Origin of the sequence: Acidaminobacter sp. JC074, from assembly GCF_022496765.1 — a bacterium.
In the GTDB taxonomy this organism is placed as follows: Bacteria; Bacillota; Clostridia; order Peptostreptococcales; family Acidaminobacteraceae; genus JABXKX01.
In genome coordinates, this window is record NZ_VANV01000006.1 from 133,131 (window position 1) to 157,710 (window position 24,580).

The following is a 24,580-nucleotide window of genomic DNA, read 5'->3' on the forward strand; positions in this document are numbered from 1 at the left end:
AAGGAATATTACCACTCGGAGGTAGTGATGAAAGGGACATATAAGATTGACAGAAGTGACGAAAAACTAGAAATCACCATCAAACATGGTAGCTCTTTGAGTCAGATTGCCTATAAAGTATTTCTTCTCTTATTTTACATGACTGTCTTTTTAGGAGCTTTTTATTTTTTATGTGAGTCTTTAATGGTTAACCACTACCTATGTTGGTTGATTCCATGTGGAGCTACTCTGATCATTTTCACAGCAAATACCTTATGGAGTTATAAGGGCGTTGAAAAAATTACTGCCACTAAAAGAACATGGACATTGGAAAAGGTTGCTTTTGGCATGAAGATGTCAAAGGAATACAAACTTTTGGAGGTTAAGAACTTACGTCTAGCAGAAGCTGGAGATAAGAAGTCGTCACATTTAATCGATTATTTAACTTATCAAAAGGGCAAGATTTGCTTTGATTATATGGAAAAAACCATCTTGTTTGCAGATGCCCTTACAATTGCAGATGCAGATAGGTTGATTGAAGAACTCGAGCAGATTTACGAAAAAGAAATTAAAATTTTAAGTATAAAATAGATAATACTTTGTATAACCATCGAAAGATGGTTATACTATTTTAAAGGGGGATTTTATAATGAGAAATATGAGACAAGATAATAGATCACCAGTTGTTAAAATGCTGAGTGCGGCTTTTGGTATTGTGTTCGCATTCTTTTGGACAGGAACAGCAGTAAGAATGGGCGCACCAAAGTTTTTTGTATTGTTTGGTGTTTTCTTCATCGGTATGTCAATCTATCAGTTTGTGACTCAAATAAAGCATTTAACTAAGAAAAGACATAAGGTTTCGGAGTCTTTAGATGATGATAACAGACAAGTAGAAGCTTTATTAGAACGTGATGTGAAATCACCTGTTGAGACTAAAAGTTATAACTTTTGTCCTGAATGTGGCGAGCAGCTTAAAAAGAAATATAAGCGTTGTCCAGCTTGTGGTGATAAGTTATAGACCTATCATTACAATGTGCTTATAAGTGCTATTTGACTATTGCCCTAGATGAAGCAATAGCTTATAATATAAGTAGTAAATAACTGTTAAAATGTAAAATGACGGGACACGGGTCCCGTTTTATCATGCAAGAATTTATCTAGTTTATTAAAGACATTTGGCCTAGAAGCCAGTTTATAGCCTATTGTGTGTAGAATGATACTTTATTATAAGTGGTATATGCTATATACTTATAGGTGAAGGAGTGACAAATAATGACAAAACATAAGTGGTTTTTCGACGTTTTACGACAGATGATTGAACACAATAATTTATCGATAAATGAGTTCAGTAAATTGACATCAATATCTTATGTTTCATTACACCGTATGTTATCGGGTGATCAAAATATCACTGAAAAAGATTACAAGAAGATAATAGATAGCGGCGTTTTTTCTGATGCGCAATTAGATATATTAGATGAGATGAATAGCAAGTTTAATATTGATAAAAGCGAAAGACTGAGTATCGATTATGTGATGAAGATGTTAAATAAACTTGAGGAACTGAGTCAAGATACATCTTATGAGATTTCTGTTTATTCTTCTGAGGAACCGACGAATCAGGTGCTTCATTCTTATGATAGAATCAAGAGATACATCACTTACAATATCACAAAGCTTGTAAATACAAAAAAATCTTTGGTTAAAGCTAGATTCTTTATTTTAGCTGACGAAACCTTAATCAATGATATTTTCCATGCATTAAACAATCTTTCAAGAACAATTGGTCCAGATAAGTTAGATGTAGAATTCTTATTTTTATTCGACAGCTCTAACAAATTTGATTCCAAAGAACAGACACTAAAAAAGTTTGCATCTTTTATTAAGTTGATTGGTTTGTCCGATTTCGTCAGACTCAAGTATATATCTATTCAAGGGGCCAACCAGTTTGAAAAAATGTCGATTTATCCATATTACATTATTTTGGATGAAGAGGTTATACAGTTTGATAAAAATTTAAGTCACGCACTGGTTCTTAATGATGTAAAAGATGCTTCTAAAATATTCTTGGATGCTTATGAAGCACTAGAAAATAAAAAGAATTTACTATTAAAGTATGATGCTAGAGAACTTAATGATTATATTATGGGTCTTGTAAGGAGTCCAAAGTATTTACAGAGTCACAATTATACTTTAAGATACAGTTTTTCTACAATGAATATCACGACTAAGATGTTTTCAGATAGAATGGCTTATACTTTTAAGAAATTGGCTGTAAAGAACTTTAGCACAAGAGACCTAAGACTTATTAAAGATTATAAGGAAAGATTAGATAAAGAAGAAGAAAAGATAAAGACCGATGGCTTGGTTACTCAGTTTATTCTTGAAACAGGCATCAAGGATTTTTTAGAAACGGGTGTTTTAAGTGACTATCTTGAAATTGGTGGTATCTTCTCAGAACATGACCGTGCAAGAATTGCCTTAGAGGCCTTAAAGAATATAAAAAGAGGTTATAAGCTTAGACTAATAAGTCAAGAAAACTCTGATAAGTATGCTTTAGACCAGTTTACAAGGGCATTTGAAATTTACTTTGATTGTAATGAAGTGATGATTGCAAGAAATTTAAGTGTTGAAGAAGCCAATATACCGCCTGATCGAACCGTTAGATTAAGTGGTGATGCCATTAAGTATGCATCAGTGGTGGATTTACCTGAAATCACATCGAGTTTTGAACTCTATTATAACCGGTTCTTAAAGCAAATTAGTTCTGATCCTAAAGACACATTTTATAAGATCCAGGAGATTGTCTTAGAGAATTTTGAAGCTACAGATAATAAAAACATCAACGATATTTTAGCTATTATTGAAAATATAACTTATTAACGAATAACCCATCACAAGTGGGTTATTTTTTTAACGGTTTGTGAACGTAAAAATATATGCAATTATCCATAAAAAACTATGGATAAAAGTGATGTAAAGTGCTACAATATAGGTGTTGAGGTAGATTTGATAGATAAGGGGGCATATTAATACATAGACCTATGTGTATACACAGGGTTGTTTTTGGCATACCGAAAAATATCGTTTGCTTGATTCAGCCAGGTGTATTTTTTATGTTTTTGTTGAAATGTCTTTATATCCACAGTGGAAACTATGTGCGGAATAAATTGAATATTCTAACATAGTTAGAGTTGTATAAGGAGGTAAATTTTGAAAAGTGCGCTGAGAAGAGTTGTTGCGTGGGTATTGATTTTTGTAATGATATTACCTAACTTTACTTTTGCAGCAACACTAGACAACGGTACTGTTACACTTAACTTCTTGTTACCGAGTAAAGAAAGTGCTAGTAGTCTAGAAAATTTGGAACTGGAATTAACTGATACTGTTAATCCAGAAAGTATCTATAGAGTGGATGTCACAGGACTATCTTCCATTACTCTAGATACTTCAAATACAACTACGATTCCAGATGGAACCTATAGCATTGCGCTTAATGCAAGTGGCTATGATGCATCTGAAAAAGTAGTAGTTGAGTTAGGTTCAGGTCAAACTGGTTTTACAGCTGATTTAACATTAAAAGCTGTAGAAGAACCAGTAGTTGAAGAACCAGTAGTTGAAGAACCAGTAGTTGAAGAACCAGTAGTTGAAGAACCAGTAGTTGAAGAACCAGTAGCTGAAGAACCAGTAGTTGAAGATCCATTAGGTGGAGAACCAGAATCTGAAGAATCAGTAGTTGGAGAAGCAGAAGCTGAAGAATCAGTAGGTGGAGAAGCAGAAGCTGAAGAATCAGTAGGTGGAGAAGCAGAAKCTGAAGAATCAGTAGGTGGAGAAGCAGAAGCTGAAGAATCAGTAGKTGGAGAAGCAGAAGCTGAAGAATCAGTAGGTGGAGAAGCAGAAGCTGAAGAATCAGTAGGTGGAGAAGCAGAAGCTGAAGAATCAGTAGGTGGAGAAGCAGAAGCTGAAGAATCAGTAAGTGGAGAAGCAGAAACTGAAGAAGAAATTGTACAAACGACAGCTATAGTTACACAGGAAGTGATACCTGAAGGTGCGATTGCTGCATTTGAAATTTTTGACTCTACTGGTACTGAATATTCTTCATATAGGATTTCTAGACACACATTAAGTGGTGGACCGTATGATGATGAGTTTTCAGAAGGTATCTATTATATTAAAGGATCGTCTGTGGTTGGTGAGTATTTAATAATGGCAGCAGCTAAGACAGGAACTGACTCTTTTAGTCCAACGCAAGCATTTAGTGTGGTACAAAACGGAGAAAATGTTATTGCAAAAATAGGTGAAACTGTTTTAGATCCGGCTACCCCATATCCAATACATATTCAAAAGGGTATCGAAGCAGGGAAAGTCTTAGATACATCAAATAGTGTTCTCCCAAATTTAGAGTTGCGATTCTTTTTAGAAGAAAATGAGGGTAGAACATGGTTGGCAAACGCTGAACCTCGTGCAGATGGTACTTTCTATTTACCAGCAAACAATGACGGTGGAATAGATGGAAACTACCACGTTGAAGCCGATGTTTTCTCATTTGATGTGATTAATTGGCAAGATGATTATATTATCTCAGGTGGTAATCTTACACCAAAGAATCTTATAATGCCAGATTGTAATGTCTATGGTTATATCAAAGATGAAAATGGCGACCCATTAAATAATGTTGATTATTATGTAGATATTCGTGATAGTAATGGTAATGGTTATGATGTTGGTCATTATAACAGTAACAGTCAAGACTACTTTAAAGTTGGTCATCTACCAAAAGGTGATTACACAATATATGTAGTGCCACAAGGTGAGACTGCTAATACTTATGCATCTTCTTTACCTGTATCGGTAACAATTGATGCCGATACTGTACAAAAAGATTTACAGTTTAGACTAAAAAGTGATATTCCATTAAATATATTAATAAATGAGTGTCAGGTCTTACGTACAAATGATGATCATTTCTATTTTGATGTAACTCTTGAGGGTACAGTTGATGAGGATGAGAGCAATTACTCATTAAGAATTCTTGATACGGATGATTCATCAGTTGTTTTAGATGTGAGTGATTATCACTGGAGAGAAGCCTATATCAAAGAAGGTAACTTAAGGCTTAAAGGTGAAATAAATCTCAATAAGAATGCTATTGCACCAAAAGATTACGAACTAGAAATTACACATGATGGTAAAGTCACTAAAACAGATGTCAAGGTAACTGACCAAGTGGTCTTAAATGGCAATTTTTATCTTGGTAGTGGCACAGAGAATGAAGATGGAAATGATATAACATATCATTATTTCGTAATTCATACAGATGGTTATCAAGATGCTAATGTTACTGCACACCAAATTGGCAATGCAGATGTAGGTTCTGGTGAAACCTTTGAGCTTGTAGAAGGAATGAGTCGTGAAAGACTTATGAAAATCAAGTTTACCGAAGAACCGGATTATGTTTTAATAGATAATTATGAGTATAAAGCTCCATTTGTTAAAGATGTAAAGCTAAGTACATATAAAGAAGCTTTAATGACAGTAGAAAATATTGCTACTGGTATTAGAGTCAAGTTTTATAGTGATAATTTAAATGAAGGAGATATTACTGATTTACTTATCAGAACAAACGAAGAAAACGCACAGTTTGTTAGTGTTATAGATGCTGCAACTGAGTCTAAAATGACTGATAGCTTCGTTGATTATATCCAGTTTGATATTCCTTATGATGATTCATTTGCAAATGCAGATTACAAATTTAGATGGGAAATAGGTAATGACAGTTGGGAACATGGATATTTTTACCTTAACTTTGAGTCGCCACTACTAGTACTAAATGTTGTTGATACTGATGGTGAATCAGTAGATCGTTACAGGTATTCTAGAAGTCACATGACTGGTGATAATTTGGAAACATATGATAGTGGCAACCAGATTTTTGTAAGTAAGACGTCTGGCCTAGGAACCTATGCTTTGATGGCATCAGCCAAAGAAGGTACTAATTCATTGAGTGAATTATTCAAGTTTGAAATTTACATGGATGGAGATGATAAAAAGGTTAAGTACATTGATGGTAATGATATTACGTCCGCACAAGATCTTGTAATTCAGAAAGGTGTTCTTGCTGGTACAGCAAAAGATTATACTGGTAGAGTGCTGAATGAAGATGCAGAAGTAAGGTATCATCTGATAAATGGCGATGACCATAGTTGGATTGGTAATGCAGCAGTAAGAGCTGATGGTTCTTTCTATTTGCCAGCGGATATAAATGGAAATCCAATTAATGGCACTTACGAAGTAGAATTGGATGAGTATTCAATGACTGCTGTTAATGGCTATCATATTTATGAAGTTGTAAACAATGCTTTTACACAAGCAGATCTTATTATGGAAAAATGTATGATCTTTGGTTTCATTGAAAGACCGAATGGAGATGTTTTAAATTACAATGACTATGAGATTGTAGTGAAAGATGAAAATGGGAAACATTATGATGTAGGTCATTATAACAGTAATGGTAATGCTTACTATAAGCTTGCTCATGTTGAAAACAAGATTTTGACAATTCGACTTTATCCCAAAAATGGAACGATTGATGAAGGTTATGCATTATCTGAAGAATATCAGGTAGAGGTGTTAACATCAAGAGTCAATCAAAACTTACGCTTTAGAAATGCAGGAGATGTAGAGACAACTATTATAGAAAACAAAGTTGAAATTGTTGCTTCAAACAATGATCACTTTAGATTTGATATGGTTCTTGCAGCAACTGACGATAAAGATCCTGCAAACTATACAATAAAAATTAAGAACGATAGTGGGGCGATAATCTTTACTGCTGACACAATCGATCATGATTTCCATTGGTTCGATATTCATGATTATGAGACGGGTATTAGAGCTAAGGGTGAAATTAGACTAAATGGTACATTAGTTGAACCAGGCAATTATACACTTGAAATAACCAATAATGATGGTAGTGATAGTGTTGATGTAGTGGTTACTGATCTTTCGGTTATAGAAGGGAATAATTATGTTGGTAGTGAGACTGTTGAAGAGGATGGTCAACCTGTCACATATTATTACTTCAAAGTATATATTTCCAACTATAAAGAGATGAATGTTGATGTCTTTGATTCAGAAGGCAACGACATTGGTGATGGAAGTACATTTGAGTTCAGAGAAGGTCACAACCATGAGTACTTAATGAAAATAAAGTTTAACGGCGATGCAGAATATGTTGAGTTAAATGACTGTTTGCTAATGGATGAAGAAGCCAATAAAATTCATGTTGGTGAAGGTATTGATCCAATTCTTACAGTACAAAATACAGCTCATGGCAATGTAATTCGTTTGTATAATGACAACTTGAGTGTCAATGATATAGACGAGCTAAAGATTAAGAGCAATGAAGGCAATGCTGAATATGTACAGATATTAGATAAGGTAACAGCTACTAATGAAACAGATAGTTTTGTAGATTATATTCAGTTTGTATTACCATTTGGCAATGAATTTGAAAACGGCAAGTATAGAATAAAATGGGTAGTAAACAATGACTCATGGTCATCAGGAGATTATCCTCTTAACTTTACTGCGCCGTATTATGTGTTCAAAGTAACTGATGCCTCAGATACAATGCTAAAGGACTATGATGTCGCATTTTCTAATCAATCTGAAGGAGCGGATATCTCTTATTCTGTAACAGATGATGAGATTATAATTAATGCTGACACTAGTGATGGAGATTACGCATTTACAATTGCACCTAGAACAGGTGATGAAGCGTTTAGTGAAACTCTCAAGTTTAGAATTATTGGTGGGAAAGCATGTGAGCGAGATGAATCAAATACGCCACTTGCAGAAAATATAGTAGTTAAATCAAGACCAGGTGTTGAAGCGGGTCAAATGCTTGGTATTGACGGTAACATTGCTAAGAATGCTTATGTGAATATTCACTATAAGCCATTAGATGGACAATATGACTGGGTTGCCAACTTCGAAGTTAGAGAAGATGGTAAGTTTTACTTACCAAATGAACATGGTGAGTATGAGCTTAAACTTGAGTCGAATGACAAGTATTCAAGCTTTAGAGATATTGATTATTATACGGTAGATGAAAACGGTTTGGATCAAGCGAGAAATTTACAATTACAAACGCTAAATTTAGCAGGTATTTTAAGAGACCCTAATGGCGAACCGCTTAAGCAAGACGATTTGTACATAACATTAAGAGATAGTAAAGGTATATCTTATCATGTAGATACACATCATATGTATGATGAATCATTAGGTTACGACATTGTCCACTATTTTGCAGGTGGGTTAGATGCAGATACTTATACAGTGACTCTTATACCTCGAAGCTATTTTACTGAGAAGGGATATGGATCATCACTGACAAAATCTGTATCATTGGGACAGAATTTAATTGAAGAAGATCTTCAGTTTAGAAACATAAGTGATGTACCATTTGGATTGGTTACAAACTATGCTAAAGTACTTTCTAGTCAAGATGACAGAATCTACTATGATGTTGTTTTAGAAGGTACAGCAAGTACAAATACTGACGATTATACAGTAAAAATCAAAAATGGTAATGATATTATCGAACCTAGTGATTTCGAATTTGTAGATGCATTTAATTACAATGGTCCAATTCGTTTAAAAGGTAAGATGATGATTGATACAAAGTTAGGTAATGGCAACTATGAGTTACTTGTTACTTACAATAATGAAACTATCAATGTGCCATTTGAGTTAACAGATGAACTGATTTTAGATGGTTCTGAATACCTTGGTTATGCAGGTGGTAAACATTATACTCATATTCATTTAGCCAATGCCGATGGTAATGACATTCAGGTAAAGCTGTTTGATAAAGATAATCAAGAGTTAGGTACTGTGACTGCGACTGTTCTAGAATCTAGGTTCAGAGATTATTATATGTCTTACACCTATGACAATGTAGATTACATGGTTATAGACGGTGCTAGATTACAGTCAGATGGTAGAAATAGAGTTTATACAAGTGATCAAATCCATGATGTGCTTATAAAAGTAGAAACGCTAGATGATGGAAATCACATAAAACTTTATAACAGTATGCTAAAAGTAGATCAGCTCAAATCTTTCAAAATCAAAAATGATAAGGGACAAGATGAGCTAATAGGTGATTCTAACTATGAAATCAAAACACATACCGACTTATGTGGTGGTATTGAAATTATTGTTCCTTTCGATGATGCAAAAGAAAGTGGATACTATGGCTTCTATTTCAATATAGAACAAGCATTAGATAACAATGATGTACATCAATATCAAACTGATAGAGGTGATTACTATTTAGCTTATTCAGCGCCAATATTTAAAATTAATGTCAAGGATTCGAACAATAATCCAATTAGCAATTATTATGCTATGACATCATATGAATCTGATGATGCAGAACTTAAGTTGACTCGCATGGAAGATATCGTAACAATTTATGAAGATTCTAAAGATGGAACGTATACCAGTGTTATGGCGCCAAGAACAGGTGATGAAGTTTACTCAGAAAGATTTGAGTATAAAGTTGAAAGTGGCGTAGTTGTTAACCTAGAAGGTAATCCTATTCAAGGTCCTATAACCATGAACACTCGAGAAGCTCTTGTTGTAGGTACAGCTCATAATGCTGATGGTTCTTCGATCAGTCAAGCATTCGGTTCTGTTGATCGTATCATAGAAAATGAAGATGATAAGTGGGATGGATCAATATTCTTTGACGAAAACAACAATATTAAACTGCCAACAGTCGATGGTAAATATAGAGTAAGTTTGAAACCTTACTATGGTAGACATGACGTTGTAGTAACAAATGCTGAGTATGAAATCTCAGGTGGACAATTAGTCGGTGATACCACTAATATTACTATGAATAAGACACAAATTGGTGGTGAAGTACTTGCACCAGATGGTTCTTCTGTAGAACACGGTGATTATAGAGTTATTCTAAAGAATTCAGATGGTGACGAGTTTGAAGCTGATTCTTATGAAGTAGACGGAAAGCACTACTATAGAGCTGGTGGTTTACAAGCTGGTGATTATGAAGTGACTTTAAGGGCTGATGGTGCTTATCATGAGTTGAGATATACTGGCTCTGTTCCAACGACAGTTACAATCAGTGATAGCAAAGTTGAAAAAGATTTGAAATTCAGAAACATTGATGATGTTAAGGTTCTTACAATCAAGCTGGTACAGGAAGATGGACAAACACCTTATGAAGGACACCTATTTGCTCACGCAAGATGGAATCCACTTCACTTTGAGTACTCGATCGTTAATAGTGATGTGATATTCAGCCACTTTGATAATGGTTCTTATGACATGCTCATTATGAATAATGATGATTTAGAAACAGCTTTTATTTCAACTAAGAAAATTACTATAGAAGCTGAGAATGGTCTGGTAAAAGTAGATGGTCAAGTTCAAACAGAGATAACACTTGTAGTTAAGGAAAGACCATTACAAATTGCTGCAAAAGTATTAATGCCTGATGGCTCTGACGTTGGTGATTTGCAGGTTGCATCATTATTAAGAACAGACACAGGTAAGAGTGTTGATTTCTTCCATGGTGAATCCATCAATGGTCATGATGCATACTTTATGCTAGAACCAGGTGACTATATTATGAGATTAATTCCGTGGTCAAATGCAACTTATGCAATGCCAGAGGCAATAGCATTTACAATAGATGCAAACGGTGAATCTTCATTAACTGATAAGTATATAACGAAGAACCTAAAGACGCCAAATGTTACAGGTACTATATTCCATTCAGACAATACACCTGTAAATACAAGAACGTACTTTGTTGAAGCGACATCTACAGATGGCCAAGGCATTTCATATATGTCAAAAGCAGAACAAGATGGTAACTACAGCTTTAACTTACCTCAAGGCACATATTCATTAATCGCTTATGATGTTCAAATGGAAATTGCATCAATAGATTATTATGAAGTAATAGTAGGTTCTGAGAATGTAACAGGTCCTGATTTGGAAATGACAAATGCTCAAGGAACACTTGAACATTTAAAGACTGAGGCAAATAATATAGGTACTGATGGCTTTACAGTCGATAGCAAGACTACATTCGAAGATGCACGTGATGCAGCAAATGCTATAAACGATGAAACATCTAATCTTGACAAGTTAAATGTACTTTATGATTTAAGAGATGGCATGAATGGACTTAAGTTAACTGATCCAACAGTATCTGTCTCTACAGATAGTTTGACAAATGAAGATGTTATCGTAACTGTGGACAAGCACTTTACGACAAGTGATTCTAATTACAAGACACTTTATGATGATGGTGAAAATTGGGTTGAGTTCACAAACACACTTACTATTAAAAAGAATCAAACTGTAAAGATTATGACAGCTTATGACAATGGCTCTATGCAGTTTGTATCTGAGGTAGTTGAAAAAGAAATAAATAATATTGATAAAGAAAAACCTTTACTAACACTTGTTGGCGATCGTCAAGTAGAGATTAGGTATAACACTGTATATACTGACGCTGGTAAAGTTGTAGAAGAGGGGATTGTACCAAGTGTCGAAAACACAGTAGATACCTCTAAGCTAGGAGACTATATTTACAAGTACACGGCTACAGATGCTGCAGGTAATGTATCAACTCAAACACGTATAGTTAAAGTTATTGATGATGTAGATCCTATAATTTCTATTACTGATACAAGCGGCAACGCGCTTTCTGAAACAGAAAATGTGATTGGTACAAATGTTGAATTCAAAGTAACTGGATCTGATGAATACGATCAGGATCCAACTATAGAAGTTGTTGCAAATGGTTCTGTTGTGAATCTTGCAGATGGTAAATATGTTGTTCCAATGCTTTCTGGAGACAACTTCATCCTTGCTAAGATTACAGACGAATCAGGCAATACAGCACAGTCAGTTATAAAAGTTGTTAACCATGAAATGGTACTAACGCCTTCAACTGATGACTTAACGAATCAAAGTGTAGATGTCACAGCAACAGTCGTTGGTGTTGATGGTGAAGTATATACCAATAATGCCGGACAAACGTCAAATGTTTCAACTGCTGATGAAAATGGTGATGTAACCTTTGTTGCTAAGATAGATGGTTTGACTACTAATTCAAAGGTTTACACTTATTCAGTAGACAATATTGATAAGATTGCACCTGAGAAACCTTCTATAGCAGCTGATTCGATGGATTTAACAAATGAAGGTACATTCTTACAAATGACTGGTACAGAAAATCTTATGTATCAAGTTAATGCAGGTAGCTGGACTGATTATCCTGGTTCGATTTACTTAGATGCCAATGCTACTGTAAATATTAAAGCAGTAGATGATGCAGGTAATGAAACTTCTGGCGATCCGATTACAGTTGATTGGATTGACAAGGAAGCGCCTACTGCGTCAGATGACCCAGTTATTAAAGTTGATGGTAAAGAATACGACGACAATGACTATATCGTTTCTGGTAATGTTGTTACTTTAGAATTAACACTTACTGATAACAATGAAAATTTAAAAGTTTATACCAGATTTAATGATGAAGATGTTGTTGTTGCAGATGCATTAAAAGACACACCATTTATCCATACAATCACTTTACCTAATGTATCATCCGATACTAATAAAGTGAAAGTTTGGGCATATGATCAAGCTGGCAATAGAGTTGATTTTGGACTGAATGAATATGTACAGTCATTTAATTTAAAGATTGATGTGCATGCACCAGTTATGATCATGAATGGCGGACATGCGACAGTTATGCTTAAGGGTGTTTATAAAGATCCTGGCGTAGTTGCATATGATGATTTAGATACAAACTTAAGTGTAAGTGTTACTGATGGCGTTAACTTAGGTGCTGTTGGTGATTATACAATCAAGTACAATGTAAGTGATGCTGCTGGCAATGTAGCAACAGAACTTATAAGAAATGTATCTGTTGTTGATACAGTAAAACCTATGATTACGACAGATTTAGAAGATAAAACAGTCAATAAATCAGCATTTGAATTTGCCGCAAGTGCTGAAGACAATGATGCTGTTACAAGTTGGACAGTGACTCATGATGGACAAACTCTAACGGGTACAAATGATGTTTACTCAGTTACATTAAATGTAGGTGAAAATACACTTGTACTTACAGGTTCAGATGCTTCGAACAATGTATCTACAGAAACTTATGTAGTGACATTTGAACAACCTGATACAGACAATCCATATATGACTCAAAATATTACTGTTCCGACAAATAAAACAATCACGGTAGAAGTGACATATCCTGATGGTGCTAGTATCAAGAAGTATGCAGTTTTAGATGTAGCTGGTCTTACTGATATTAATGCAATCACATGGAGTGATTATTCAGATGCTATTGAACTTACTGCAAACAAGGTGATTTATGCATATTCTCAAATGGATAATGATAGTTTACCTTCAGAATTGGTTTCGTTGGTCGTAGATAACTATGATGCTACTGCGCCAAACACACCAGTTCTAACACCTACAACGACTGAACCAACGAATCAAACGCTTGGTATCACAGTTCAAGGTGAAGGTACGATTTATTATCAAATAGGTCAAACATTTGATAAAGATGCAGTAGAACTGACTAAACTGTCTGTTTACTCATCACAGATTACAGTGGATCAAAATACGACTATTTATGCGATAGCAGTTGATGAAGCTGGTAATAGATCTGATCTTGCTGAACTTGTTGTTAGTAACATAGATACGCTACCTCCTGTAGGTGAAGTTGTTTATTCAACTAAAGCCGCTACAAGTAGTGATGTTATTGCAACCTTAATCGTTAAGAATGGTGAAGCATACGAGATTGCAAATGATGGTCCAAGATACCATACTTTCAAAACAAATGGTAATTATACATTTAACTTTAGTGACCTAGCTGGTAATACAAGTTCTGTAACTGCAACCGTTGACAATATTGACAAGGCGAATCCTGTTATCAATAGCAAGAGTGTAACAGTGAATGGCCAAGCAGTAGACTTTGTTAAAGGTGGCGACTTAGTGAAAGTTACTTATCAGGTAGCTGACGCTAAAGAAGTCTCTGGAACAGTAGATTTAGGAAACTTAGTAGTAGGTACACCATTTAAGGTGTCAAACACAAATAATATATATACTTTAGAGGCTAACTTACAAGTACCAGGTGATTTTAATGGTACAGTAGCTGTTAATGCAGTGATTAAAGACGCTGCAAATAACAAGGTAAGTGATGTTTCTCAAGAAACACTCATCATCGACAATGTTGATCCAGTATTTAATGTAAGATTTAACAACACAATCAACAATGGTTATATCACAGATGATGTTATAGATACAGTCATTACAAATGATGGTTCATCAATCTTCTATGGCTTCAGTCAAGCTAATGTAGATGAGGCAATCACTAACTTAGATACAGCTCTAAACAATGCTGAGTTTAAAGATGGTGAATCACACACAGTTTACTTCAAGGGTGTAGACAAAGCCGGTAATGAATCAGATGTTACTAGCTTAACATTTAAGTGGGATCCAGTTGAGCCTGCAGCACCGACAGTGAACTTTGAAGATAAAGATGTAACAAACTTAGAATTATTCCCAATCAGTGGTTTTGCTGAACCAGGCAAAATAACAATAATGCGTGGTGAAGAATTACTATTTAATGGGGCAACAAGTGATTATATTGCAGGTATAGACATCAGTCTAAGACCTGGTGATAATGTATTAACACTTAAGGCAACAGATTTAGCTGGTAATGTAACGGTAACACCTCTAGTAACAACCTTGAAATTAGACGTTGAAGCACCAGTTATTGATGTAACATTAAGAGAAAGTGATGACAAAATTGTTATCACAAGTGATGAAAAAGTTTATAATGCAACATACATGTTAGATGGTAATGCACCAGTAGCAATTAATCTTGAAGATATGTCAGAAGTTCTAGAAGCGATTACAGATGATGGCGAACACTTCTTGTATATTTCAGGTGAAGATGAAGCTGGAAATACAGGTGTAGGTAGATTATCATTCGTAACTGTTGCAGCTGAAACATCAGAGCAAGAACTTTCAGAAGGCATTACCATGAACTCAGGTTCGTTCTCTGATTCAAGTCAGATGGTTGTTAGAACATTTGAAGTGGATGCAGGTACAGACATGGGCTTCGTTGGTGAAGCAATCGACTTCGAACTTGATGAAGGCGTTACAGTTGGTAATAATGGTGTTGTAGTTGACGTCTATGTAGGACTTGGTTATCCAGAAAATACAAAGCTTAACTATTACCAAGAATCAACTGGGACATGGTTACCACTAGACAACAGTGCAGCAGATGGTGATTCATACTATAACTTCAATGACGGTGAAAAGTATGTAGAGTTTAATATCAATGCAGACGTTGCTGGTGGCGAAAAGATTATTACAGTCTATGATGCTGATGATGTCGGTCAAACTAGAACACTGGTTGAAGCAGGACATATTGTTGGTATTTTAAAACACTTCTCTGGTTATGCAGCAATTGAAGATACAACACCACCAGAGTTAACAATTTCAGTTGAAAATGAAGTTGAGTATACAACAGCAGCTACTTATACAGTGACTGCTACAGTTTCAGAAGCAGCGACAATAACTCTTTATAAGGCGGATGGCAGGACTGAAATCGAGTCTAAAGTTAAAAATTCAGCGGGTAGCGTTACTTTTGATCTACCGTTAACAGATGATGAAGCTGAGAATACCTTTAAGTTTAAGGCAGTAGACTTGGCAAGTAAAGAGTCGCCAGTTCAAACTTTCAGTATTAAGAGAGACTCTTCTGCACCTGTCTTTGCAACAGCTACTATTACAGGCACATACAAATCAGGTTCAGTAAGTAAGACAAAAGGTGATACTGATGCATTGACAGTGACTGATGCTAACTTAGATATCAGCGTAGAAGTAACAGAAACATACTTCAAGCAAGCGACCATTAATGATGTAGTCTTTGACAGTGAAAATGTAGATACTTCAATTACATTGGTTGAAGGTTCAAACAATATTAAGATTATTGCTGAAGATCAAGTCGGCAATGAGATAACAAAAGACTTTACAGTTGTACTAGACACAACAGGCCCAGAGGTCGTTATTTCAAGTATTGGAGATGGTGATGTACTAGGAGGTAAGATCTTTACTGAAATCAATGGTACAGGCTTAGATCATTATGTGGCGACTTTAACATCTACATCTGTTGATAAAACATTTACGGATGTTGATGTAGACTATGATGTTCCGAATGGCTCTAAGGATGACTACACGCTTACAGTAGACGGTTATGATGAGCATGATAATGTAACAAGAGTTAGTATAGACTTCACAGTTGATCAATCTGCACCATCAATTACATTTGGTGATGTGGAAAATAACTCTAATCGTACTCAGTCTGTTGAAATAAAAGTAACACCTGAAGATGCTGATACAGAAATTAAGATTTATAAGAATGATGTAAGAGTTACATCTATTACACCTACAGATCAGTTAGATGCTGATGACAACACAATCAGAGTTTATAACTTTGATGCTGAAGACTCTGGTACATACAGAGTAGAAGTTAATGCAATCAATGGCGCAAGTGCATCCAATAAGACTTTAACATTTACAATTGATAAAGATGCACCAACAATTAATGTAAGTGGTGTAGAGGATGATAAAACTTATTCAGCTCATCCGACAATCACATTCTCTTCATCTGATCCTGTAACTGCAACACTTGATGGTAATCCAATAGCGTCAGGTTATAAGGTTACGACAAATGGAGACTATACACTAGTTGTAACAGCAACAGACGCAGCTGGTAACGAAACTGTTGAATCAATTGACTTTACAGTTAACGTTGTACAGAATCCAAATACTGGTGATGAACCAAAAGATGACGATGATTCGAGTTCTGGTTCTGGTGGATATGTTCCTCCAAGTAACACTAAAACTACTAAGCCAACTGAAAAGGCTGAAGTAATGAAATTTACTGTTGAAGTCAAAGAACTTGCATTTGAAGATACAGGTATTGTTTTCGATATGAATAAGGTAGAAGTACCAGAAGGTACTGAGTTCTCAGTAGAGGAGATTGAAACCGAAACAACGCCTGAACCTGATGATAAGAGACTTCAAGTTGCTGTTGTTTCAAAAGTATATGAGTTTACAGCAAGTGAAACATTCAAGGGTAAGATCGAAATTAGTATTCCATATGATCCAGAGCAAGTAGAAAAACCTAACAAGCTTGTAGCTTCATATTATGATGAGGAAAAAGGCAAGTGGGTTGTACTCGGTGGTAGAGTGGATACAGTTAACCATATGGTTATCTTTAAGACCAACCACTTCTCTAAGTATGCAGTTATGGAAAGATCAAGAACCTTTGATGATTTGAGTGGTTATGGTTGGGCTAAGAATGCCGTTGATACACTGGCATCACGTGGTGTTATTTCTGGCTATGCAGGCAATGTAGAGTTTAGACCAGCTAACGAAATAACAAGAGCAGAATTTGCAACGATGGTTGTTAAATCACTGAACTTGTTTATGGAAGATTCTAATAAAACATTTACAGATATTCAAGGTAAGTGGTATGAAGAGATGATTCTTATTGCAGCATCAAATAACATTATGTCAGGTTATAACAATCAAGCTAAGCCAAATGATTTAATCACTAGAGAGCAAATGGCTGTCATGGTGATGAATGCATACAAGCTTGTTGATGAAAAGAACCTAGCAGCAGTAAGTGCTACATTTGATGACAGCAAAGACATTAGCTCATGGGCAAGTAAGTCTGTAGCGAATGCACATAAATATGGTATTATTTCTGGTAAGGGTAGCAACAAGTTTGCACCTGCAGATAATGCAACTCGTGCTGAAGCGGCAGCAATGATTTACAACTTATTAAAAGCTCTTGACTATATCAAGTAAAATAACGGACCTTCGGGTCCGTTTTACTTTAGCCAATCTACATCTGGCTTGACTATTCTTCTTGAGTTAGCATAAGCCCACTGGATAGGAAGAATGGTTTTTCCTATGTATTTGTAATTATCCTTATCAACTACAAGTGCTAGGTCAGCCTTGTTTCTTTTCTGCATATATAAAGGCATTAGAAGCTGTATTTTAGATTCGCCAGTTTGCTTGTCCGTATAGAACTGTGGAATAGCAAGCTTGTAGTTTCTCTTTACTTTTTCTAAGATACGTTTGACCGCATTTTCTAAAAGACCTTGAATCATATATTTGTCGTCGAGGCCGATTTCTTGAAATCTTTCATAGTTATCATCTATGATGTGGTCGTAATCTATTGCAAGTGGCATATTTCTGTTATAAATAAAATCTTCCGGCTGTGTGAAATAATCTGCTATATCTGGGAAGTGTCTAAATTCTTGCATTTCTCTGTCAGTTTTCTTTTTAAAGCCGTAAAGGTACCATTTCTGGTCTTCATGAGCAAAGTCATTTTTATTTAGGTCAAATAAGGCGTAGATATCTGATCCGTTATGGGTCAGTAGTCCGGTGTTAAAACACATGTGTTGACCATCCTCTGAGATTTCAATTTTGTCCTCTTGAACGAGTCTGTCGTATGAATAGCAAAGATAATTATAAAGTATTTGCTTTTCATAAGTGCCTTTATAGTCCCAAGTCTCTTCTTGGGCCATGTTAGCAAGATAGTCTAGTTTAGATTGCAAAGAGGTTCTAGACCCCAGATAGGCGTCTTTTAGTAGTTTAAATTCTGGTGTATAGGTTGCTTCAATCATTAGTAACTCCTTTCAAAATATAAATCTAATTACAGTATATGTTAAATTGTAATAATTGGCAATACCGATTTGTTGAATATACGACAAAAAACGACATCGCCATAAAATAACATAATTAGGACATAATTTTGACACATTTATCTTGTACCATGTACTTAGATCATATCAATCCCTTTATCATACTCAAATCAACCAAACAACAACAAACCCTATGTTTTACAATGAAAAACTTTTGATATGATTATTATAAGAAAATCAAGAAAAGAAACTAACTGATAAAAGGTTGTTTCTTTTTTTGTTGCGTTTAACCCTGATATTAGAAATTATAAAGGTGATTGTTAGCTTTTAACAAAGGAGAATGAAAAGATTTCAATAGAAAAAAGAACCACAAAATGTGATTCTTTGAATGGGGTTATCCCAATTAGACTTCGCAAATATATTATTTATTGAGCGATGTCTAATGGTACGTCGTTTGAATAATATGCTTTGATAACCGAACCATCTTCTTTCTCAAAGATTCGTCCCCAACCTGTGATTGCAACTACAAGCATTACAAGAGGTAGTAACCATGGATGAATACAGTATAAGAAGTAGTCTGTTGTTGCGATGTTAGGGATAAACGGGAATGTTCCCTGCATGGAAGTAATAAATCCTGTGAGAACAAACAATTGGCTACTCCATGGTACAAAGTGGCATATTGAGGCTGTACATGTACTTAAGAAATTGGCTCTCCTATAAGGATGAATATTTTTTTCTTTGCCTATGGCATCTACGAATGGTCCCGCTACTGCAATTCCCATGACAGAAAAACCGCCCAATAAACCCATAGTTGAAGACAATAACACCATAACTATTTCAGCGCTTCTTGGTGTTTTTGTTAATTTGCCGAGTTTCTCCATAATTGAATGCATAACACCTGAGTTTAAGAGGAGTTGTCCAGATCCCATGAGTAAATTCATTATAATGATGATTTTAATCATCTTTACAACGCCTTTTGGAATGATACCAGAAATTACGACTTTAGAGTTGACAAGCTCAAAACCTACAATGTCTGAAGGCACTAATAAGCCAAATGCTAATGCAATACCAGCACCTACGAAAATACCATATGATAAACACTGAGCGATAGGTTTGCCGTTTACCGATAAATAAATAATAATAAGTACAGGAATAAGCATTAATAGACCCTTTGCGTAGGAATGTTCTGCAATGAGGGCATTTGCCTGTTCCGGACTTAAATAACTACCACCGCCACCAATGAGCATAAATATACCTAAAGTTAAGATTCCTGCAACTACAGCATATTTAAACCTCTTTTTAACGGTTTGGCCAATTTCGACAGGATTGCCAGATTTTTTATAAAATTGACCACCTGTAGCCGCAATCGTAGCATCTGATACAGGTGCTAGGGTATCACCGAAGTTTGCACCACTTACGAGTGCTCCTGCCAATATAAATGGGTTGGCACCTAATATGATACCAGCAGGATATAATGCAGGTCCTAATGTCAATACAGTTGCCATTGATGAACCTGAACCTGTTGAAAGCACAGCAGCAGCCAAGAATGTAAAGCCGACAAATAAGGAACCTTTGATATGTAGAATTGATGCCAACCAGATGATGCCACCTGCGACTTTACCAGCACTTAGGAGTGTAGCAAATATACCTACCAGAGTAAAAATCAGTGTAAATATAGCTACAGATTTTTTTGTCATACCTAGATATAAAGTGTTCCAAAACTCATGTTTGTCTTTTGCAAAAACAGCTGTTACACAGATTGCAAGAAGGGTAACCCCCATTAATAAATCCTGTGAACTGGCTCTATTAACAGCTAGAGCTAGAAGTGTGACAACAAAGACGATAAATGGTAGTGTGGATATCCATTTTGTACCATAGAATTGAATGGTCTTTTGATTCTTATTCATTTTTCCCCCTTAAAATATGTACTTATAATAAACAAATACTAAATAAAAATAGCTATTAGCCCCATAGCTTTTTTAGTTGCTACAGCAAGTAGTACAAAACCTACAAGGTATTTAACCTGTTTTGATTTTAGTTTTTCAGTCATAAGCCATGAACCTAGAAATCCTCCAGCTAGTGCTGCGAGTGCTGTGATAGATACAAGCCCAGTATCTACACTGCCACCACCTAGATGGCCTAAAAAACCAGAAAGTGATGAAAAGATGACGATAAATGCTGTCGTTGCAGATGCTTTTTTTGAATCGTATCCTAAGCTGATGAGTACTGGCAAGATAAGATTTCCACCACCTATACCTAAAAGTCCAGCCAAGAATCCTGCAATTGCACCCATTAGAATGCCAAATCTATAAGATGCTTCTTTATGAACTGATTTTTCTTTCTTTGTTAAGAAGATTTTTGACGATGCATAGAGTAAAAACAATACAAACAGACTGTTTAAAACCGTTGAAGACAGGTTTTTACTAACCATAGCTCCTAATTGTGAAAACACAGTGGCCACAACAATGATTGGTACAGCTATCTTAAACATAATTAGTTTACGCTTATAATACCTGATGCTGGCAATTATCATTGCAAGTGCGTTTAGTAGAAGTGCAGTTGACATGGCGACATGTATATCAAACCCTAGCGCTTGGTATGTTGGAATTAAAATGATAGCTGCACCTTCGCCAGCAATCGTCAGAAGTGTAGTAAAGATAAAAGTAATAATACCTGCAAATATAACCATCGAATTACCTTTCCATAACCTTATTGACAATAATTTCTTCTAACGCTTTTGAAAACTGATTTAACTCATCTTCAGTCAAATAAAAGCCAAGTGAGATTCTAACTGGTGCTGGTGCATGTTGCTTAGGAACCGGTCTGACCATAAAATTCTTTTCGTTTAGCTTTTGACTTAGTTGTACTGGATTCCAACCCTTAACCAAAAAGTGGATAAATCCTGCTTCTGTGCCTTTTGGAGTGACTATCTGAACGCCTGGGAAAACTTCAATTAAACTTCTGACATAGCCTGACAAGTGCTTAATGCGTTCTGTAGCCCAGTTGATGCCTACTTCATCAATCATAAATTCCAATGAGGCTTTAAAACCCTTCAGAATAGGTGAATACATGGCTGTTGCAGTATGATATCTAGCTGCAAAAGGTGCTGGTAAGTAAAATGGTGAATTCAGATCGATTTCGTGTCTGTTCTTAACAGAAGCAGGAGAAACAAATGTAGGATCTAGATTCGAAATTCTGTTTTTTTTGATATATAAAGCGCCAACGCCTTCTGGCCCTAGTAACCACTTTCTACCTGCAATTGCATAGTAGTCGACATCAAGATCATAAATATCAGTATCAAGAGCACCGAGTCCTTGAGCGCCGTCTACTAAAAGCTGTATATCGTATTTCCTGCATATTTTAGAGATTTCCTTGATTGGAAAGGTCATTCCTGTTGCAAAAGAAACATGAGGTAAAACGATAAGCTTTGTTTTATTTGTTATCTGAGATTCTAATTCCTTTAAGAAATTCTCCTCTACATACCGTTCGCTGTGTTCTACTGATATGTACTTAACTGCAATACCTTGTCTTGACTTTAAAAGAGCGAGAGGAGCAAGTACAGATGTATGATCGATCGTAGTTGTAATCACCTCATCGCCTGGATGCCACTTGAACCCCCAAAGTACTATGTTGATAGCTTCTGTTGTGCTTTGTGTGAGGGCTACTTCTTCATATGAACACTTGAGAATGTTTGCAAGTAGTCTTCTTGTTTGATCCATGTCCTCATAAAGTTCTTTGATGAATGGTAAATAGCGGCCTTGATAATATTCCTTATCGGCTTCCTCTTTCATTGCCTCATATGAGATACGAGGGAGTGGCCCGTTAGTTCCATTATTGAAATAATGGACTTTAGATAGAGCAGGAAACTCTTTTCTAAGTAATTCTAATTTCTTATGTTCCAAATTATTGACTCCTTTCATAACTATATACCCATATGCGCATATTGGTACTTTGAGAATATCATAACTAGATTTATCTGAATTGTCAAGAAATTTTGCAAAAAAGAAAAACCCAGTATAAAACTGGATTTTGTTTAGTGATTGTTTTTGACTCTTACAATTTCAGGACCACACTTATCAAATTGAACTGATTTTGTTTCAAGTCTTAGTTTATCATTTTCTAGAATTGGATATGCATTTACATTTGCAATAATATCATCGATTAGGTTGCAAAGTGGAGGATCCATTAACCGAGGTGAGTAGAATACAAAGTTTTCTACACGGTCTCCAACCACCATACCAAGGTCACGTAAGCGAGCGAGATGTTTTGAAACCTTAGGTTGGGGCAAATCGAGTATAGAACATATTTCACAAACGCTAAGCTGTTCTTGTTTTAATAATACAATAATTCTAAGACGTGTTTCGTCAGATAATAATTTGAATACTGTTGTGAGTCTGTCCACTTTAATTCCTTCCTGTTAGATAACTATCCTAACGTTAATTTTATCAAAGTGGTTTGTTGATTGTCAAATTATAAAGAAATATCCATCATGTTATGAATTAACAGCAATCAGATTCAGAACCGCAGCAACCAGAAGTTTTTTCATCTTTCTTTTCTTCTTGGTCGTTACAATTGCACATTATGCTTTTCTCAAGATTTTCCTTTATTTTTTCCTTAAGATCTTTAAACATGTTTTTCTCCTTTCTTTTATTTCATTGAACTTAAGTTCAAATGATTTAACAACATACATCACTGGCCTTGTAAGGCAGGCAACACCTACCATTACTAGGTTTATAAGCTGGACATTTTTCGCCAAAAACAAAACCTGGACATTCTGTATTGTGTGTTTTGATTAATTTTTTTATGAACATATTAACCTCCTTATACTATGTTTGTTAGAAAAATATTGAATAGATAACCGACGAGTATGATACTTGAGCTGGTTATTAAGACAAATATTCTGACAAGCTTTGCTTTTAGTACCTTTCTTAACATAATCATTTCTGGTAGTGACAGTGCTGATGCAGCCATCATAAAGGCCAGAGCAGTACCGATGCCCATGCCTTTTCCAATGAGTGTTTCAACAATTGGTATCAACATGATATTGCTGGTGTAGATCGGTACACCAATGATAACACCTAAGATAACTGCAAATGGATTGTTTGGACCTGCATATGTTGCCAAGAACTGGTCTGGTGTCCAACCGTGTATAAATGCTCCGATAAAAAGTCCTATAAAGATATATTTCCAGACCTTTGAAATAATTACTTTGGTTTCAGACCATGCAAATGTAAACCTTGATTTCATATCTGTAAATTTGATGGCACCCAGTTCTTTAGAAGATAACTGAATATAATCTTCTAATAGGTGTTCGAGTCCCATTTTTTCTATGACCAAACCACCGATGATGCCGATTAATATACCTGTAAGTGTATAAATTACAGCCACCTTCCAACCAAAGGCAACCCATAGTAATGCTAAGGCAGCCTCGTTGACAATAGGGGATGTGATTAAGAAGGAGAAGGTCGCACCTAGGGGGATGCCAGATTCAATAAAGCCTATAAAAATTGGGACTGATGAACATGAGCAAAATGGAGTAACCGCACCAAGAAGAGATGCCAATACATGACTGCCCACTATACCTGTTTTTGATAATAATCTCTTAATTTTAGTTGGATCAATTAGGCTTCGAAGTAAACCAATAGATAGTGTGATGAGTGTCATCATACCAAAAATTTCAATGGATGCGGTGATAAAAAAGCTTAAAAATGATCCTAAAGCTGAAGTCGCTTCCAATCCTATTAGGTTAAATAATAACCAATTAACTAAAATACTTATCCATTTCATATTAAACCTCCATA

12 protein-coding genes are annotated in these 24,580 nt (G+C 35.4%); 4 read left to right on the plus strand and 8 right to left on the minus strand.

What is annotated here, in order from left to right; translation table 11 throughout:
• Positions 1–27: 27 nt before the first annotated feature.
• The 4 genes from EZV73_RS07975 (at position 28) to EZV73_RS07990 (ending at position 17,937) form a co-directional block, all read left to right on the plus strand.
• Positions 28–570: a hypothetical protein gene (locus EZV73_RS07975; protein ID WP_240839730.1), complete on the plus strand. Its 543-nt coding sequence runs from the start codon at positions 28–30 to the stop codon at positions 568–570.
• Between the two features lie 58 nt (positions 571–628).
• Entirely contained in the window at positions 629–997 is a 369-nt protein-coding gene (locus EZV73_RS07980) for a zinc-ribbon domain-containing protein (protein WP_240839731.1), read from the plus strand.
• A 254-nt stretch (positions 998–1,251) separates the two neighbouring features.
• Positions 1,252–2,862: a hypothetical protein gene (locus EZV73_RS07985; protein ID WP_240839732.1), complete on the plus strand. Its 1,611-nt coding sequence runs from the start codon at positions 1,252–1,254 to the stop codon at positions 2,860–2,862.
• Positions 2,863–3,192: 330 nt separating this feature from the next.
• Positions 3,193–17,937, plus strand: a complete 14,745-nt coding sequence (locus EZV73_RS07990) for an S-layer homology domain-containing protein (protein WP_240839733.1) — start codon at positions 3,193–3,195, stop codon at positions 17,935–17,937.
• Between the two features lie 23 nt (positions 17,938–17,960).
• On the opposite strand, the gene EZV73_RS07995 is transcribed toward EZV73_RS07990, so the two are convergent.
• From EZV73_RS07995 to EZV73_RS08020, 8 genes are all read right to left on the minus strand, one after another.
• Positions 17,961–18,761: a DUF3825 domain-containing protein gene (locus EZV73_RS07995; protein WP_240839734.1), complete on the minus strand. Its 801-nt coding sequence runs from the start codon at positions 18,759–18,761 to the stop codon at positions 17,961–17,963.
• Between the two features lie 443 nt (positions 18,762–19,204).
• Entirely contained in the window at positions 19,205–20,686 is a 1,482-nt protein-coding gene (locus EZV73_RS08000) for a Na+/H+ antiporter NhaC family protein (protein ID WP_240839735.1), read from the minus strand.
• A gap of 38 nt (positions 20,687–20,724) precedes the next feature.
• Entirely contained in the window at positions 20,725–21,468 is a 744-nt protein-coding gene (locus EZV73_RS08005; protein ID WP_240839736.1) for a sulfite exporter TauE/SafE family protein, read from the minus strand.
• Between the two features lie 4 nt (positions 21,469–21,472).
• Positions 21,473–22,681, minus strand: a complete 1,209-nt coding sequence (locus tag EZV73_RS08010) for an aminotransferase class V-fold PLP-dependent enzyme (RefSeq protein WP_240839737.1) — start codon at positions 22,679–22,681, stop codon at positions 21,473–21,475.
• A gap of 131 nt (positions 22,682–22,812) precedes the next feature.
• A complete protein-coding gene (locus EZV73_RS08015; RefSeq protein WP_240839738.1) occupies positions 22,813–23,181 on the minus strand; it encodes a helix-turn-helix transcriptional regulator in 369 nt (122 codons plus the stop codon).
• A 97-nt stretch (positions 23,182–23,278) separates the two neighbouring features.
• Positions 23,279–23,410 (minus strand): hypothetical protein, encoded by a 132-nt coding sequence (locus tag EZV73_RS28630; protein WP_255813010.1) that lies wholly within the window; start codon positions 23,408–23,410, stop codon positions 23,279–23,281.
• Between the two features lie 45 nt (positions 23,411–23,455).
• Positions 23,456–23,590: a hypothetical protein gene (locus EZV73_RS28635; protein ID WP_255813012.1), complete on the minus strand. Its 135-nt coding sequence runs from the start codon at positions 23,588–23,590 to the stop codon at positions 23,456–23,458.
• Between the two features lie 10 nt (positions 23,591–23,600).
• The gene (locus EZV73_RS08020; protein ID WP_240839739.1) at positions 23,601–24,566 is read right to left on the minus strand and encodes a permease; all 966 of its coding nucleotides are present in this window, start codon (positions 24,564–24,566) and stop codon (positions 23,601–23,603) included.
• Positions 24,567–24,580: the final 14 nt, after the last annotated feature.